This window comes from Mycobacterium sp. HUMS_12744610, assembly GCF_041206865.1.
GTDB classification, from domain to species: Bacteria; Actinomycetota; Actinomycetes; order Mycobacteriales; family Mycobacteriaceae; genus Mycobacterium; species Mycobacterium servetii.
Map to the genome: position 1 here is coordinate 3960198 of NZ_JBGEDP010000001.1, position 15489 is coordinate 3975686.

Here is a 15489-nt window from a genome sequence, read left to right on the forward strand (position 1 = left end):
ACCGTGTCCGGATGTAACCGGCGTCTCAGTCGAACAGGCCGGGCTGGCCGAGCCCGGCAGCCCCCGCCGGCGGCGTCATGCCCAGGTGCGTCCAGGCCAGCGCGGTGGCCACCCGGCCGCGCGGGGTGCGCGCGACCATGCCGGCGCGCACCAGGAACGGCTCGCACACCTCCTCGACGGTGGCGGCCTCCTCCCCGACCGCCACCGCCAGCGTCGACACCCCGACCGGGCCGCCGCCGAAGTTGCGGGTCAGCGCCGACAGCACCGCCCGGTCCAGCCGATCCAGGCCCAGCTCGTCGACGTCGTAGACCGCCAGGGCGGATTTGGCGACGTCGCGGGTGATGACGCCGTCGGCGCGCACCTCGGCGAAGTCACGGACCCGGCGCAGCAGCCGGTTGGCGATCCGCGGCGTGCCGCGCGAGCGCCGCGCGATCTCCGCGCCGGCCTCCGCGCCCAGCTCGATGCCCAGGATCCCGGCCGAGCGGCTCAGCACTCGCTCCAGCTCGGCCGGCTCGTAGAAGTCCATGTGCGCGGTGAACCCGAATCGGTCGCGCAGCGGGCCGGTCAGCGCGCCGGACCGGGTGGTCGCACCGACCAGTGTGAACGGCGCCACCTCCAGCGGGATCGACGTCGCCCCCGGGCCTTTCCCGACGACGACGTCGACCCGGAAGTCCTCCATCGCCAGATACAGCATCTCCTCGGCCGGCCGGGCGATGCGGTGGATCTCGTCGATGAACAGCACGTCGTGCTCGACGAGGTTGGACAGCATGGCGGCCAGGTCGCCGGCGCGTTCCAGGGCGGGCCCGGACGTCACCCGCAGCGACGACCCCAGCTCGGCGGCGATGATCATGGCCAGCGACGTCTTGCCCAGCCCGGGCGGGCCCGACAGCAGGATGTGGTCGGGGGTGCCGCCGCGGTTCTTGGCGCCCTCGATGACCAGCTGCAGCTGTTCACGCACCCGCGGCTGGCCGATGAACTCCCGCAGGGAGCGGGGCCGCAGGCTGACGTCGACGTCGCCCTCGCCGACGGTCAGCGACGGGGACAGCTCGCGATCGGCGTAATCGTCTTCGGTCACCGCGACTTCCCGAGCAGCGAGAGCGCGGCCCGCAGGGCGCTGGACGTCGTCGCGTCCGCGTCCCCGGCCAGCACCTTGTCGGTGGCCTCCTCGGCCTGTTTGGCGGCGAAGCCCAGGCCGACCAGGGCCTCCACGACGGGACCGCGCACCGCGTGCCCGTTGGGGGCGGCGCCGGCCGCCGTGCCCGCGGCGCCGGCACCGACCTTGTCGCGCAGCTCGAGCACCATGCGCTCGGCACCGCGTTTGCCGATGCCCGGCACCCGGGTCAGGGCGCTGACGTCGCCGTCGCGCAACACCTGGCGCAGCGCGGGCGCGTCGTAGACCGCGAGGGTAGCCAGGGCAATCTTCGGCCCGACGCCGGAGACCCCCAGCAGCGTCAGGAACAGGTCGCGGGCGTCGGCGTCGGCGAACCCGTACAACGTCATCGAGTCCTCGCGCACGATCATCGCGGTGACCAGCCGGGCCTCCGCGCCGCGGCGCAGCGACGCCAGCGTGGACGGGGTGGCCATCAGCTTGTATCCCACACCGGCGGCCTCGATGACGACGTGGTCGAGCGCCACGTCGAGCACCTCTCCGCGGACCGAGGCGATCACCGCGCCGCCTCGATCTTCGCGGCGAACGTGCGGCGCTGCTGGGCGGCCTTCTCCTGCGCGGCGGCCATCCGGGCGATCATCGGCGCCCGCCAGCAGTGGCAGATCGCCAGGGCCAGCGCGTCGGCGGCGTCGGCGGGCGTCGGTTTGGCCTGCAGCGCAAGGATTCTGGTGACCATCGCGGTGACCTGCGCCTTGTCGGCGGACCCGTTTCCGGTGACCGCGGCCTTGACCTCGCTGGGCGTGTGGAAGTGAACGTCGATGCCGCGTTTGGCGGCCGCCAGCGCGACGACACCGCCGGCCTGCGCGGTGCCCATCACTGTGGAGACGTTGTGCTGAGAGAACACCCGCTCGATGGCTACCACGTCGGGGAGGTGGGTGTCCAGCCAGTGCTCGACGGAGTCGCTGATGGCCAGCAACCGTTCGGGCACGGGCGTCTGCGCTGGGGTGCGCACCACGTCGACGTCCAGCGCGACAACCCGGCGGCCGCGGCCGCTCTCGACGACCGACAGCCCGCATCGGGTCAGCCCGGGGTCCACGCCCATCACCCGCATTGCCCGCTCCCGCCTGTAGAACAGCTGTTCGATACCCTAGCGGGCGGCGCCGACACCGGCGGGCAGGACACGCGGCGCCGGCCCCGGTTCTCCTCGAATGTCATCGTGGCGAGATACTGCTACGTTGAAGCGGCGCGTTTGCTCTCTCCGACGCGATGCCGCAGTTCGGCCCGCGGCAACTCGGCCCCGGCGCGATCGTCAGCCACGGCGGCGTCGACTACGTGGTCCGCGGGTCGGTGGCGTTCCGCGAGGATCCGTTCGTCTGGTGGGAGCATTTGCTGGAAGGTGGCGACCAGCCGAGATCGTGCTGAGCCTTGAGGAACTTGACGACTTCATTGGGCGGTTCGACCAGCATGTCGGGCAGGCCGACTAACTACCCCCCACCAGCAACGCCAAACGCGGGTCAGTCCTCGATCTGGGCCAGGACCTCGTCGGAGATGTCGGCGTTGGTCCAGACGTCCTGCACGTCGTCGCTGTCCTCGAGCGCGTCGACGAGTTTCATCACCTTGCGGGCGCCCTCGGCGTCCAGCGGCACGGTCACCGACGGCTGGAAGCCCGCGTCGGCGGAGTCATAGTCGATGCCGGCGTCCTGCAGCGCGGTCCGCACGGCGACCAGGTCGGTCGGCTCGGTGAGGATCTCGAAGCTGTCGCCGAGGTCGGTGACGTCCTCGGCGCCCGCCTCGAGCACGGCCGCCAGCACGTCGTCCTCGGTCAGGCCGTTCTTCTCCAGGGTGATCACGCCCTTGCGGGCGAACAGGTAGGCCACCGACCCGGGGTCGGCCATGGTGCCGCCGTTGCGCGTCATCGCCACCCGCACCTCGCTGGCGGCGCGGTTGCGGTTGTCGGTGAGGCACTCGATCAGCACCGCCACCCCGTTGGGGGCGTAGCCCTCGTAGGTGATGGTTTGCCAGTCGGCGCCCCCGGCCTCCTCGCCGGCTCCCCGCTTGCGGGCGCGCTCGATGTTGTCGTTGGGCACCGAGGTCTTCTTGGCCTTCTGAATCGCGTCGTAGAGCGTCGGGTTGCCCGCCGGGTCGCCACCGCCGGTACGGGCGGCGACCTCGATGTTCTTGATCAGGCGGGCGAACTCCTTGCCGCGGCGCGCATCTTTGACGGCCTTCTGGTGCTTGGTGGTGGCCCACTTGGAATGGCCGCTCATCGCTGTCCTCTACCTCTTCTGTCTTCTTCGAAGTTCGCCCAACGAGTCTACGTGGGCGGTCGGGGCCGATCGCGCGGCCACTCCCCCGACGCCTCAATGAACCCACCGGTCACAGAAAGGAAGGCCGGCGCCGGTTCGCAAAAGCGATATCGCATGCGCTATCGGTTTTCGGATCGCGGTGGCCACCGTCTCGCGGTGCCGATGTCACTGGTGTGACGCCGTGGGGCTCAGGCGACGCCGTTGACGATGTCGACGAACAGCCGGTGGATGCGGCGGTCGCCCGTCATCTCCGGATGGAACGCCGTCGCCAGCACCGGGCCCTGGCGCACCGCGACGGGATGTCCCGCCGCGCGCGCCAGTACCTGCACGCCGTCGCCGGTGCGCTCCACCCAGGGCGCGCGGATGAACACCGCCCGCACCGGATCGTCCAGGCCCGCGAACCCGATGTCGCCCTCGAACGAGTCGACCTGGCGCCCGAAGGCGTTGCGCCGCACCGTCATGTCGATCCCGCGCAACGGCAGCGCCGCCCGCCCGCCGACACCCGCGTCGAGGATCTCGCTGGCCAGCAGGATCATGCCCGCACACGCGCCGTAGGCCGGCAACCCGCCGGCCAGCCGCGCCCGCAGCGGCTCGAGCAGGTCCAGTTCGCGCAGCAGGTGGCTCATGGTGGTGGACTCCCCACCCGGGATGACCAGCCCGCTCACCGCCTCGAGTTCGCCGCGACGGCGCACCGGAATAGCGTCGGCGCCGGCCTCGCGCAGCGCGGCCAGATGCTCGCGGGTGTCGCCCTGCAGTGCCAGCACCCCGATCCGCGGTCGACTCACGGGTGGTAGCCGCGGGGGAAGCGGGTCAGGCCCTCCTGCATGACCGCGGCCACCATCTCGCCGCGCTGGTTGAAGATCTTGCCCTGGCACAGCGAGCGGCCGCCGCACGCCGACGGGGACGACTGGTCGTAGAGGAGCCACTCGTCGGCACGGAACACCCGCATGAACCACATCGCGTGGTCGAGCGAGGCCACCTGCAGGTGCTCGCGCTCGTCGAGATGGGTGACCTGAGCCGAGCCCAGCAGTGTCAGGTCGCTCATGTAGGCCAGCGCGCAGATGTGCAGCACCGGGTCGTCGGGCAGCGGGTCGCGGTGGCGGAACCACACCTGCTGCTGGGAGGCCTTGCCGGGCAAGCGCTTCAGGCGGTCCTGAGGCACGATGCGGATGTCCCACTCGTCGAACTGGCGGAAACCGGCATCGTCGAAGACCCGCATCGAGCTGAGCCCCGGCAGGTCGTCGTCCGGTGCGGGCGCCTCCGGCATGACGTCCTGGTGGTTGATGCCGTCCTGGTCAGTCTGGAACGACGCCGACATCGAGAAGATGGTCTCGCCGTGCTGGACGGCGTTGACGCGGCGGGTGCAGAACGAGCCGCCGTCGCGTAGCCGCTCGACGATGAACACCGTGGGCGCCGTGGCGTCACCGGGACGGATGAAGTAGCCGTGCAGCGAGTGCACCAGGTGACCGGGTTCGACGGTGCGCACCGCCGACACCAGCGACTGGCCGGCCACATGACCGCCGAACGTCCGTTGGAAATACCCGGAGTCGGGGCTGAACACGCCACCGCGATAGATGTTGACCTCGAGCTGCTCGAGATCGAGAATCTGCTCGATCGACACGGAGAAGTTCTTACCAGCCGCGCTGCGCCAGCCGCTCCGGTGCCGCGATCTGCTCCACGTTGATGCCGACCATCGGCTCGCCCAGGCCGCGCGACACCTTGGCCAACACGTCGGGGTCGTCGTAAAACGCCGTGGCCTTGACGATCGCGGCGGCCCGCTGCGCGGGGTCGCCCGATTTGAAGATGCCCGAGCCCACGAACACGCCCTCGGCGCCGAGCTGCATCATCATCGCCGCGTCGGCCGGCGTGGCGATGCCGCCGGCGGTGAACAGCGTGACCGGCAGTTTGCCGGCCCGCGCCACCTCGACCACCAGGTCGTAGGGCGCCTGCAATTCCTTTGCCGCGACATATAATTCGTCCTCGGACAGCGACGTCAGCCGGCGGATCTCGCCGCTGATCGCGCGCATGTGCGTCGTTGCGTTGGACACGTCGCCGGTGCCGGCCTCGCCCTTGGACCGGATCATCGCCGCGCCCTCGCCGATGCGCCGCAGCGCCTCACCGAGGTTGGTCGCCCCGCACACGAACGGCACGGTGAACTTCCACTTGTCGATGTGGTGGGTGTAGTCGGCGGGGGTCAGCACCTCGGACTCGTCGACGTAGTCCACGCCCAGGCTCTGCAGAATCTGCGCCTCCACGAAGTGCCCGATGCGCGCCTTGGCCATCACCGGGATGGTGACCGCGTCCTTGATGCCCTCGATCATGTCGGGGTCGCTCATGCGCGACACCCCACCCTGGGCACGGATGTCGGCGGGCACTCGCTCCAGCGCCATCACCGCGACCGCCCCGGCGCCCTCGGCGATGCGGGCCTGCTCCGGGGTGACGACGTCCATGATGACGCCGCCCTTGAGCATCTCCGCCATGCCGCGTTTGACCCGGGCCGTTCCGCGCCCGGTGCCGTTCTGCGCCACGCTGTCCACCGCTACCTCTATCGTTCTCGATCGTTGTCACGTGCCGGTACCCGTCCAGTGTAGTGGGGGGCCACCAGCGATTTTCCCGCCGCCGGATTCAGCGGATGGTCTGCAGCGGGCCCGGTGACCCGCTGCCGGCCACCACCGCCGCCTCGGCGAGCAGCTCGGCCAACTGCAGCGGGTACACGGTCTGGCCGGCGGCGACCAGCTCGGCGATGCCGGCGGCATCGCACCAGCGGTGGCCGTGGATGTAGCGCCGCTCCAGCTCGGTGCGGGCAGTACAGTCGGGTTCGAAGCGCCGGGTCCGGCACACGAAGAAGAACTCCTCGCTGTCGATCAGCGAACCGTTGAACTCGAAGACCTCGTCGCGCCGCCACACGGGCCCCACCATGTCGGCCGCGGCCACCCGTAGGCCCGTCTCCTCGGCCACCTCCCGCGCGGCGGCCTCGGCCAGCCGCTCCCCCGGCCCGACCTTGCCGCCGACGGTGAACCACCACCGGGGCGCGGGACCGTCGGTGATCGCCGGGTCCGACCCGCACAGCAGCAGCACCGAGCCGGTCTCGTCGAGCAGCACCACCCGCGCCGACGTGCGGTGGTTGAGCACTCCGTGATCGCGGTACGCCAGCGCATGCGATCGTTCGACGATTTCGAAATAGCTCGGCAGTGGCGCCCTTCCTCCGAGCCGCAAGGCGCGCACCGGTCGCCGCTCGGCCAGCGCGAGGGTGTCGCGCACCGCGTCGTTGTGGAACCGGCGCGCCAGCAGCACCCTGGCCTCGGCGTCGGCCAGCTCGGCGATCAGCCCGGCCGGCAGCGACGCGGGGTCGACCATCGCCAGCGCCGCGGACAGCTCGTTCTCCGCGTTCTCCCGCTCGGATCGGGCCGCGCCCTCGGCGGCGTCGGCCAGCGCGGCCAGCCGCCTGCCCCCCTGAGCCCCCGTGGCCCCGCCATAGGCGTCGATCGCCACGGCGCGCGCGACCACGGCCCGCCGGGCCAGCGCGCCGTCGAGCGCCTGCCAGGACAGGTCGTAGCGCACGTTCAGCCGGTCGAGCCGGTTGGCCGTCTGATACGCCCACGCGCCGGACACCGCCAGCACCAGGACGAGCACCGCCGTCGCGACGATCAACCAGGTCATCAGCTGGCCACCTGAACCTTGACGCCCGCCCCGGCGACCGTCTCGTACACCCGCATGATCTGGCTGGCCACCACCGACCAGTCGTAGCGTTCGACCGCCTCGGAACCGGCCGCCACATAGCGTTGCCGCAGCTCCTCGTCCCCCAGCACCGCGATCAACCCGTCGGCCAGCGCGTCGGGGTCGCCGACGGGCACCAGGCGCCCCAACTCGCCGTCGCGCAGCACGCGCCGGAACGCGTGCAGGTCGCTGGTCACCACCGCGGTGCCCGCGGCCATCGCCTCCACCAGCACGATGCCGAAGCTCTCGCCGCCGATGTTGGGTGCGCAGTACACGTCGGCACTGCGCATCGCCGACGCCTTTGCCGCGTCGTCGACCAGGCCCAAGAAACGGATGTGGCGCACCAACCCGCCCGCGCGGGCGCGCAGTTCGTGCTCGTCGCCGTGGCCGACGACCAGCAGTTGCACATCCGCGAACCGCTCCACCACCCGCGGCAGGGCGTCGAGCAGCACCGACACGCCCTTGCGGGGCTCGTCGTAGCGGCCCAAAAACAGCACCGTCTTGCCGGGCCGCGGGTACCCGTCCAGCAGCGGCGTCGAGGCGAACGAGGCGACGTCGACGCCGTTGGGGATCTCCACCGCGTCGGTGCCCAGCGCCTCCATCTGCCAGCGCCGGGCCAGGTCGGACACCGCGATCCGCCCGACGATCTTCTCGTGCCAGGGCCGCAGCACCCCCTGGAACACCGCCAGCGTCAGCGACTTGGTCGTCGAGGTGTGAAACGTCGCCACGATCGGGCCCTCGGCCACCCGCAGCGCCCACATCGACAGGCTGGGCGCGTTGGGTTCGTGCAGGTGCAGCACGTCGAAATCGCCCTCGGCCAGCCAGCGCCGGACACGGCCGTGCACCGCCGGGCTGAACTGCAGCCGCGCCACCGAGCCGTTGTAGGGGATCGGGATCGCCCTGCCGGCCGACACGACGTACTCGGGCAGCGACGCATCGGGGGACGCCGGGGCGAGCACGCTGACCTCGTGCCCGCGGGCGCGCATCACCTCGGCCAGCTGCAGGACGTGCGACTGCACCCCGCCCGGCACGTCGAACGAGTACGGGCACACCATCCCGATGCGCATCAGGCTTGCCTCAGACGCGCCCGCCTGGCCTCCGAAAGGTCGGCCAGCCACAGCGGCTGCATCATGTGCCAGTCCTCGGGGTGGGCGGCGATGTTCGTGGCGAACTGATCGGCCAGCGCCTGGGTGATCGCGCCGACGTCACCACCGGTGCAATCCAGCGGCGGGTGCACAGAGAAGCCCCAACCATCGCCGTCGAACCAGCAATGCACCGGAAGCAGGTCCGCCCCGGTGGCGATCGCCAGCTTCGCCGGTCCGGCCGGCATCCGGGTGACTTCGCCGAAGAAGTCGACGTGGACACCGGTGCGGGTGAGGTCGCGATCGGCCATCAGGCAGACCACCCGGTTGTCCCGCAGCCGGTCGCACAGCACCTCGAAGGGTGGCCGCTCGCCGCCGGACAGCGGCAGCACCTCGAAGCCGAGGCTCTCGCGATAGCGAACGAAACGCCGGTACAACGACTCGGGTTCGAGGCGTTCGGCGACGGTGGTGAAGGTGTCACGGGATTGCGTGAACCACACGCCGGCCATGTCCCAGTTCCCGCTGTGCGGCAATGCGCACACCGCGCCGCGGCCCGCAGTCAGCGCCGCGTCCAGGTTGTCGGCGCCCCGGAATGCAGCGTCGAGTTCTCCGGCCAACGCGCGCAGGTCCATCGATGGCAGCCGGAACGCCTCCCGCCAATAGCGCGCGTAGGAGGCCAGTGACGCGCGCATCAGCGCGTCGGGCACCTCGGCCGGGCGCACCCCGATGACGCGGGCCAGGTTCTTGCGCAACTGCGCCGGGCCGCCGCGCCGGGCCGCGTAGCGCGCCCCCGCGTCGAAGACGGCGCGGGCAGCGAATTCGGGCATCGCCCGCACCGCGCGCCAACCGGTCGCATACGTCCAGTCGCTGACGGCGCCGGTCAGGCGGTCCGGATTCAGGATCACGGCATGTGCTCCGTCGCACCGGGAGAAGTCCGCACCGTATGCAGCCGCTGGACGCAGGTGAGCACGCTGGCCACCGCCAGCAGCCACATCGCGACGGGAAGGGCGGGCGGCCACGCGACGAACGGGAAGTCCGACACGCCCGCGCCGGCCAGCACGATGATCAGCCGCTCCGGGCGCTCGATGAGCCCACCGTCCCCGCGCAACCCGCTGGCCTCGGCGCGGGCCTTGATGTAGGAGATCACCTGCGAGGTGACCAGGCAGATCAACGTGGCCGCCACCAGGAGCCGGTCGTGCAGGCCGAACGCCGCCCACCACAGCAGCCCGCCGAACACCGCGCCGTCGCTGACGCGGTCGCAGGTCGCGTCCAGCACCGCGCCGAAGCGGGTGCCTCCGCCCCGCAGGCGGGCCATCGCCCCGTCGAGCATGTCGAACATGACGAAGAACCAGATCACCACCGCGCCGACGAACAGCCTGCCCATCGGGAACAGGGTCAGCGCCGCCGTCACCGACACGACGGCGCCCAGGATGGTGACGGCGTCGGGCGTGAAACCGAGGCGCAACATGGCCCGGGCGGCGGGAGTCGTGATCCGCGCGAACGCCGCCCGCGACAGGAAGGGCGCCTTACTCATGTGCGCCGCTCTCCCCCGCAAGCGGGAGGTGCCCCCACCTCATCGCTCCGATCTGCATCGTCGCGCCGCGACTCATGTGCGCCGCTGATGCCTCACGGCTCATGGCTGTCTGCCCCACTCCGCGGCCAGCAGCTGGCGCGTGTCGCGCAGCAGCTGCGGAATCACCTTCGAGCCGCCGATGATGGTGATGAAGTTGGCGTCGCCGCCCCAGCGGGGCACGACGTGCACGTGCAGATGCTCGGCCAGCGACCCGCCCGCCGAGGTGCCCAGGTTCAGACCGACGTTGAACCCGTGCGGCTGCGAGACGCTCTTGATGACGCGAATCGCCTTCTGCGTGAACGCCATCAGCTCGGAGCTCTCGCGATCGGTCAGGTCCTCCAGTTCGGAGACCCGCCGATACGGCACCACCATCAGATGCCCGGGGTTGTAGGGATACAGGTTGAGCACGGCGTAGACCAGCTCGCCGCGCGCGACCACCAGGCCCTCCTCGTCGGAGAGGCGGGGAATGTCGGTGAACGGCTGCGCGGATTTGGTGTCGTCGCGCTGGCGCGGCGCTTCGGCCAGGTAGGTCATCCGGTAGGGCGTCCACAACCGCTGCAGATGGTCGCATTCGCCGACACCTGTGTCGAGGATGGCCTCGTCGGCGTGTTCCACGTCATCCTCCGGGTCACTCAACGGGTGCCACCTTCACCAATTTCGCTGTGGGGAAAGCATTCTCGCGATTAGCAAGCCACCTCAGGATGGCATCGACCGCGCTGTCGCGCGCCACGCCGTTGATCTGGCTGCGGTCGCCGAAGCGGAAGCTCACCGCCCCGGCCTCCACGTCGCGGTCCCCGGCGAGCAGCATGAACGGCACCTTCTGGGCGGTGTGATGGACGATCTTCTTGGCCATCCGGTCGTCACTACCGTCCACCTCGACGCGCACCCCGCGCGACTTCAGCTGCGCCGCAACATCTTCCAGATAGGCGATGTGCTCATCGGCCACCGGGATCCCGACCACCTGGACGGGCGCGAGCCAGGCCGGGAACGCTCCGGCGTAGTGCTCGGTGAGGATGCCGAAGAACCGCTCGATCGACCCGAACAGCGCCCGGTGGATCATCACCGGACGCCGGCGGGTCCCGTCGGGGGCGGTGTACTCGAGTTCGAAACGCTCGGGAAAGTTGAAGTCCACCTGGATGGTGGACATCTGCCAGCTGCGGCCCAGCGCGTCGCGGGCCTGCACCGAGATCTTCGGTCCGTAGAACGCCGCACCGCCGGGGTCGGGCACCAGCTCGAGGCCCGACTCGGCCGCCACCCGCGCCAGCGACTCGGTGGCCTGCTCCCACATCTCGTCGGAGCCGACGAACTTCTCGGAATCCTTGGTGGACAGCTCCAGGTAGAAGTCCTCCAGCCCGTAGTCGCCGAGCAACTCGAGCACGAACCGCAGCAGCGACGCCAGCTCGTCGTGCAGCTGCTCGCGGGTGCAGAAGATGTGCGAGTCGTCCATGGTGAACCCGCGCGCCCGGGTCAGCCCGTGCACGACGCCGGACTTCTCGTAGCGGTACACGGTGCCGAATTCGAAGAGCCGCAGAGGGAGTTCGCGATAGGAACGCCCGCGCGCGGCGAATATCAGCGTGTGCATCGGGCAGTTCATCGGCTTGAGGTAGTAGTCCTGGCCCGGCTTGCGCACGCTCCCGTCGTCGTTGTACTCGGCGTCCAAGTGCATCGGCGGGTACATGCCGTCGGCGTACCAGTCCAGGTGCCCCGAGGTGTGGAACAGCTGCGCCTTCGTGATGTGGGGGGTGTTGACGAACTCGTAGCCGGCCTCGATGTGCTTGCGCCGCGAGTACTCCTCCAGCTCGCGGCGCACGATGCCGCCCTTCGGGTGGAAAACCGCCAGGCCGGAACCGATCTCGTCGGGGAAGCTGAACAGGTCCAGCTCGGCGCCCAGCTTGCGGTGGTCGCGGCGCTGGGCCTCCTCGATCAGTTCGAGGTGGCGGTCGAGCGCCTCCTGGGACTCCCAGGCGGTGCCGTAGATGCGTTGCATGCTGGCGTTTCTCTGGTCGCCCCGCCAGTAGGCGGCCGAGCTACGGGTCAGCTTGAACGCCGGGATGTGCCTGGTGGTCGGGATGTGTGGTCCGCGGCACAGGTCACCCCAGACTCGTTCCCGTGTACGGGGATTGAGGTTGTCGTAGGCGGTGAGCTCGTCGCCACCGACCTCCATGACCTCGGGGTCGCCGGACTTGTCGTCGACGAGTTCGAGTTTGAAGGGTTCGCCGGCCAGTTCGGCGCGCGCGGCGTCGGTGGATTCATAGACCCGCCGGTCGAACAGCTGGCCGTCCTTGATGATCTGGCGCATCCGCTTCTCCAGCGCCGCCAGGTCCTCGGGGGTGAACGGCTCGGGCACCGCGAAGTCGTAGTAGAAGCCGTCGGTGATCGGCGGCCCGACGCCCAGTTTGGCCTGCGGGAACAGGTCCTGGACGGCCTGGGCCAACACGTGGGCGGTCGAGTGCCGCAGGACGCTGCGCCCCTCCTCGGTGTCGGCTGCCACCGGGGTGACCTCGGCGTCGGCGTCGGGCACCCAGCTCAGGTCCCGCAGCTTGCCCTCGGCGTCGCGCACCACCACGATCGCGTCGGGCGCCCCGCGACCGGGCAACCCCGCGTCCCGCACGGCGGCGGCCGCGGTGGTCCCGGCGGGCACCCTTATCGGGACTACCGGGGTTTGGTGTGCGGGGGCGGTCATCGGGTCGGCTCTCCAAGCTTAGGGTGCGGTAACGATCGCTGCCATGCTATCGGGGCCGTGCGGAACCCAGCAGTGCGCTTCCAGACGCGGGTGACAATCTAAGCCCCACCGGGCACAGCCCTGCCTGCTGCACCGCATCACGATGACCCCGCCAACTGCCACCACGATGACGACCAGCGTCGCCATTTTCGTCTATGGCGCCAACCCCGCCCGGTTCCGGCATCGCCGACCCACCCCACCGAAACTTCCGAACCGTCGCTTGGATCAACCAACCAATCAATCCCCGAAGCACTCATCAAATCCGAGTATGAACGAGTACGGAACAGTCTCATCCACCTTGACACATCCCGGCCCACTTGCTCTCGCCAGTTGCCACGACCTTGCAGAACTTCGAGTTTGAGGTTGGTGTTGGTGTTGAACACCCTGCCTCCCCCTCGGCTGGTGAGCGTTCGCTCAAGCCGGCTACTTGGCGGCCGGGGTCATGCCGGCGCGGGGGCGAAGGGGAATCTTTTCGGGCCACCAGAACCACCGGCCGAGAAGGCGCGCCAGTGGCATGACCAGGAATATCCGGACGATCAACATATCGAACAGCAGTCCGATGCAAATAGTCGAGCCGGCCTGGCCGACATTGAGGACATCACTGGATAGAAGTGCCAGCATTGTGATGGCAAACACGACACCCGCGGTGACCACCGAGCTCCCAGCGCTTCCCATCGCCCGGATCACTCCGGTCTTCACTCCGGCGTGGATTTCCTCTCTATACCGAGAAAGCAGCAGCAAGTTGTAGTCACACCCGACTGCCACGAGAACGATAAACGCGATCGGCAGCGTCAGCCAGTACATGTCTTGATGGAGTAGCTGCACCCAGATAAATGAGGACAGCCCATATGCGGCTCCAAATGAAAGAATCACGGTGAGGAGTACGACAATGGCGCCGATCAAAGCGCGGGTCAGGACAACAAGGATGGCGAATACCAGACTGAACGTTGCCAGCATCATGATCATGACGTCGTTACGCGAATAATCTTTGATGTCTCGGTAGTTGGATGCGGCACCTGACATGTACAGTCGGGCATTCGATAGTGACGTGCCTTTAAGAGATTCCTTCGCGGCGGACATCGCAGCCTCGACCTGCTTAATTCCCGCCATGCTCATGGCCTCGCCCTTGTGATAAATAATGATCCGAGTGCCTTTACCGTCTCGCGTCACGAAAAAATCGAGACCAACCTTGAAATCGTGGGTCTGGAAAGATTCCGGTGGCAGGAAGAAAAAGTCGTCATTTTTGGCATTATCGAACGCTTGGGCCATGTCAACCATCGGATTGATCATGGAGTCCAACTGCGGAATAAGCGCATGTAGCGTGCTTTGCAGCGTAAGCGTCAGAGCCTGCATTGCATAGGCCTGGATTTTTCATCGAATGTGGAGCTCAGGGGTGTCGTTAACGTGAAAGGTGCACTGCCGCAAGGATAATCGGAGTATTCGAGGCTCGGTTATCCAGGATGGGAGTGCACCTGTCAGATGCAGGCTACTACGGATTGGTCGAAGAATGTCCGAGTTGAGGTCCGTGGCGACGACGTGGTCGGGCACGCCGGTAACGTGATACCCCGGTTGCTGGCCGACAATCTGGGTTTGACCAGCGGTTTGTCGTCGGTGCTGTCGCGCCCAGAAGTCACCCACGACCGAGGCGCGGTGTTGCGCGATGTGGCGGTATCGATCGCCGGCGGCGCGCAGAACCTGGCCGGCACCGCGGTGCTGCGCGATCAGCACCGGTTGTTTCAGGCGGTGGCGTCGGTTCCGACGATGTGGCGGTCCCTGGGCGAGATCGACGAGCAGAGCATCACCGAGGTCACGGCCGTGCGCAACAAGGTCCGCTCTCGGGTGTGGGAGGCGATCGAGGCCCGCCACGGTGCGATCCCGGCTTCGCAGACCTGCTATGGGGACCTCGGGGACACGATCGTGATCCGCATCGACGCGTCGCTGATTCAGTCGCACAGCGATAAGCAGCACGCCGCAGGCAATTTCAAAGGCGGGTTTGGCTTCCACCCGCTGTTGGCGTGGTGTGACAACACCGGCGAACTGCTGGCGGTGATCGCCCGTGCAGGCAACGCCGGCTCGAACACCGCGGCCGATCATATCGCGATCATCGACGCCGCGATCGCGGCGATCCCGGCCAAGTGGCGCCGCAAGTTGCTGGTCACCATCGACGGCGCGGGTTCAAGCCACGCCGTCGTCGAACACCTGGAGAAACTCAATGCCCGGCCGGGGATGTCAGTGGGCTACTCGGTCGGATTCGACCTCGATGAGCGGGTCCGGGTCGCGATCGGCCAGATGCCCGATGCGGGATGGCAAGCCGCACTGGATGCCACCGGAGCGGCCCGTGACGACGCCCAGGTCGCCGAGTTGACCGGGCTGCTGCGCCACAGCACCGGAGGGGATCGGCTGGTCGGCTGGCCGGCCGGCATGCGCATCCTGGTGCGGCGCGAAGAAATCGAACACGGCACCCAGTTGTCATTGTTCGAGCAGCTGGCCGGCTACCGCTACCAGGTCCTCGCCACCTCGACTGCCGGTGGACAACCCCAGCGACTGGAAGCCCGCCACCGCGTCCACGCCCGGGTGGAGGGCTTCATCCGCACCGGCAAAGACACCGGCCTGGCCCGCTGGCCCTCACACTCGTTCGCCATCAACACCGCTTGGGTCACCGCCGTCGCGATCGCCATCGACCTGCTGTGCTGGATGCGACTGCTACTCCTGGACGGCCCACTGGCCAAAGCCGAACCCGCCACCCTGCGCTACCGGCTGCTGCACGCCGCGGCCCGGCTGATCAAACGATCCCGCTACCTGATCCTGCGGATCCCCCAAACCTGGCCCTGGGCACAAGAATTCGCCGACGCCCTCAACAGGGTCCGCGCCATACCCTGACCCACAGGCCCCTATGCCCTCTCGACCCCAAGAAAGGAGTAACCACCCCCGGGATAAAGGACCCGGCGTCACCGCACGACACGCGGCGCCGCCGCCTACCC

Annotated in this window: 14 protein-coding genes and 2 pseudogenes; 2 read left to right on the top strand and 14 right to left on the bottom strand. The window is 68.8% G+C overall.

Translation table 11 applies throughout. From position 1 onward, the window contains the following. Nucleotides 1-25: 25 nt before the first annotated feature. Genes ruvB through ruvC form a run of 3 tightly spaced genes read right to left on the bottom strand, consistent with a single transcriptional unit; the run spans nucleotide 26 to nucleotide 2219 of the window. The gene (gene ruvB / locus AB8998_RS18885) at nucleotides 26-1075 is read right to left on the bottom strand and encodes a Holliday junction branch migration DNA helicase RuvB (protein ID WP_369739269.1); all 1050 of its coding nucleotides are present in this window, start codon (nucleotides 1073-1075) and stop codon (nucleotides 26-28) included. Next, nucleotides 1072-1668: a Holliday junction branch migration protein RuvA gene (ruvA, locus tag AB8998_RS18890; RefSeq protein ID WP_369739270.1), complete on the bottom strand. Its 597-nt coding sequence runs from the start codon at nucleotides 1666-1668 to the stop codon at nucleotides 1072-1074. Before ruvA ends, ruvB begins: the two co-directional genes overlap by 4 nt. Further along, a complete protein-coding gene (gene ruvC / locus AB8998_RS18895) occupies nucleotides 1665-2219 on the bottom strand; it encodes a crossover junction endodeoxyribonuclease RuvC (RefSeq protein ID WP_369739271.1) in 555 nt (184 codons plus the stop codon). The genes ruvA and ruvC overlap by 4 nt, the downstream gene beginning before the upstream one ends. A gap of 149 nt (nucleotides 2220-2368) precedes the next feature. On the opposite strand from ruvC, the pseudogene AB8998_RS18900 reads away from it, so the two are divergent. Further along, nucleotides 2369-2518, top strand: a pseudogene (locus tag AB8998_RS18900) (DUF4178 domain-containing protein); the annotation flags it as partial. 104 nt (nucleotides 2519-2622) lie between these two features. Here the strand turns inward: AB8998_RS18900 and AB8998_RS18905 are convergent. The 11 genes and pseudogenes from AB8998_RS18905 to AB8998_RS18955 form a co-directional block, all read right to left on the bottom strand. Further along, nucleotides 2623-3375 carry a YebC/PmpR family DNA-binding transcriptional regulator gene (locus AB8998_RS18905; RefSeq protein WP_369739272.1) on the bottom strand — a complete coding sequence of 251 codons (753 nt, stop codon included), beginning with the start codon at nucleotides 3373-3375 and terminating at the stop codon, nucleotides 2623-2625. A 227-nt stretch (nucleotides 3376-3602) separates the two neighbouring features. Next, nucleotides 3603-4199, bottom strand: a complete 597-nt coding sequence (gene pdxT / locus AB8998_RS18910) for a pyridoxal 5'-phosphate synthase glutaminase subunit PdxT (protein ID WP_369739273.1) — start codon at nucleotides 4197-4199, stop codon at nucleotides 3603-3605. After that, complete coding sequence (gene tesB, locus AB8998_RS18915) at nucleotides 4196-5035, bottom strand: acyl-CoA thioesterase II (RefSeq protein ID WP_369739274.1); 840 nt, start codon at nucleotides 5033-5035, stop codon at nucleotides 4196-4198. The genes pdxT and tesB overlap by 4 nt, the downstream gene beginning before the upstream one ends. Before the next feature lie 10 nt (nucleotides 5036-5045). Continuing rightward, nucleotides 5046-5951, bottom strand: a complete 906-nt coding sequence (gene pdxS / locus AB8998_RS18920) for a pyridoxal 5'-phosphate synthase lyase subunit PdxS (protein ID WP_369739275.1) — start codon at nucleotides 5949-5951, stop codon at nucleotides 5046-5048. Nucleotides 5952-6039: 88 nt separating this feature from the next. Then, nucleotides 6040-7074 carry an NUDIX hydrolase gene (locus tag AB8998_RS18925; RefSeq protein WP_369739276.1) on the bottom strand — a complete coding sequence of 345 codons (1035 nt, stop codon included), beginning with the start codon at nucleotides 7072-7074 and terminating at the stop codon, nucleotides 6040-6042. Beyond that, nucleotides 7074-8198: a glycosyltransferase family 4 protein gene (locus AB8998_RS18930; RefSeq protein WP_369739277.1), complete on the bottom strand. Its 1125-nt coding sequence runs from the start codon at nucleotides 8196-8198 to the stop codon at nucleotides 7074-7076. The genes AB8998_RS18925 and AB8998_RS18930 overlap by 1 nt, the downstream gene beginning before the upstream one ends. Then, the gene (locus AB8998_RS18935; RefSeq protein WP_369739278.1) at nucleotides 8198-9118 is read right to left on the bottom strand and encodes a phosphatidylinositol mannoside acyltransferase; all 921 of its coding nucleotides are present in this window, start codon (nucleotides 9116-9118) and stop codon (nucleotides 8198-8200) included. The genes AB8998_RS18930 and AB8998_RS18935 overlap by 1 nt, the downstream gene beginning before the upstream one ends. Then, on the bottom strand, nucleotides 9115-9747 hold the full coding sequence (pgsA, locus tag AB8998_RS18940) for a phosphatidylinositol phosphate synthase (protein WP_369739279.1): 633 nt from the start codon (nucleotides 9745-9747) through the stop codon (nucleotides 9115-9117). Before pgsA ends, AB8998_RS18935 begins: the two co-directional genes overlap by 4 nt. Before the next feature lie 99 nt (nucleotides 9748-9846). After that, nucleotides 9847-10422 carry an ATP adenylyltransferase gene (locus AB8998_RS18945; protein ID WP_369739280.1) on the bottom strand — a complete coding sequence of 192 codons (576 nt, stop codon included), beginning with the start codon at nucleotides 10420-10422 and terminating at the stop codon, nucleotides 9847-9849. Next, nucleotides 10415-12469, bottom strand: coding sequence for a threonine--tRNA ligase (gene thrS / locus AB8998_RS18950; RefSeq protein ID WP_369739281.1), 2055 nt, complete (start codon nucleotides 12467-12469; stop codon nucleotides 10415-10417). Before thrS ends, AB8998_RS18945 begins: the two co-directional genes overlap by 8 nt. 462 nt (nucleotides 12470-12931) lie before the next feature. Continuing rightward, a pseudogene (locus AB8998_RS18955) lies at nucleotides 12932-13861 on the bottom strand (MMPL family transporter); the annotation flags it as partial. Nucleotides 13862-13987: 126 nt separating this feature from the next. On the opposite strand from AB8998_RS18955, the gene AB8998_RS18960 reads away from it, so the two are divergent. Beyond that, the gene (locus AB8998_RS18960; protein WP_369736302.1) at nucleotides 13988-15388 is read left to right on the top strand and encodes an IS1380 family transposase; all 1401 of its coding nucleotides are present in this window, start codon (nucleotides 13988-13990) and stop codon (nucleotides 15386-15388) included. Nucleotides 15389-15489: the final 101 nt, after the last annotated feature.

Excerpts from the sequence above, each read along its gene's own strand:
- ruvC (WP_369739271.1), bottom strand. The coding sequence starts at position 2,219 with ATGCGGGTGATGGGCGTGGACCCCGGGCTGACCCGATGCGGGCTGTCG.
- AB8998_RS18905 (WP_369739272.1), bottom strand. The coding sequence starts at position 3,375 with ATGAGCGGCCATTCCAAGTGGGCCACCACCAAGCACCAGAAGGCCGTC.
- AB8998_RS18925 (WP_369739276.1), bottom strand. The coding sequence starts at position 7,074 with ATGACCTGGTTGATCGTCGCGACGGCGGTGCTCGTCCTGGTGCTGGCG.
- AB8998_RS18930 (WP_369739277.1), bottom strand. The coding sequence starts at position 8,198 with ATGCGCATCGGGATGGTGTGCCCGTACTCGTTCGACGTGCCGGGCGGG.
- pgsA (WP_369739279.1), bottom strand. The coding sequence starts at position 9,747 with ATGAGTAAGGCGCCCTTCCTGTCGCGGGCGGCGTTCGCGCGGATCACG.
- thrS (WP_369739281.1), bottom strand. The coding sequence starts at position 12,469 with ATGACCGCCCCCGCACACCAAACCCCGGTAGTCCCGATAAGGGTGCCC.
- AB8998_RS18960 (WP_369736302.1), top strand. The coding sequence starts at position 13,988 with ATGCAGGCTACTACGGATTGGTCGAAGAATGTCCGAGTTGAGGTCCGT.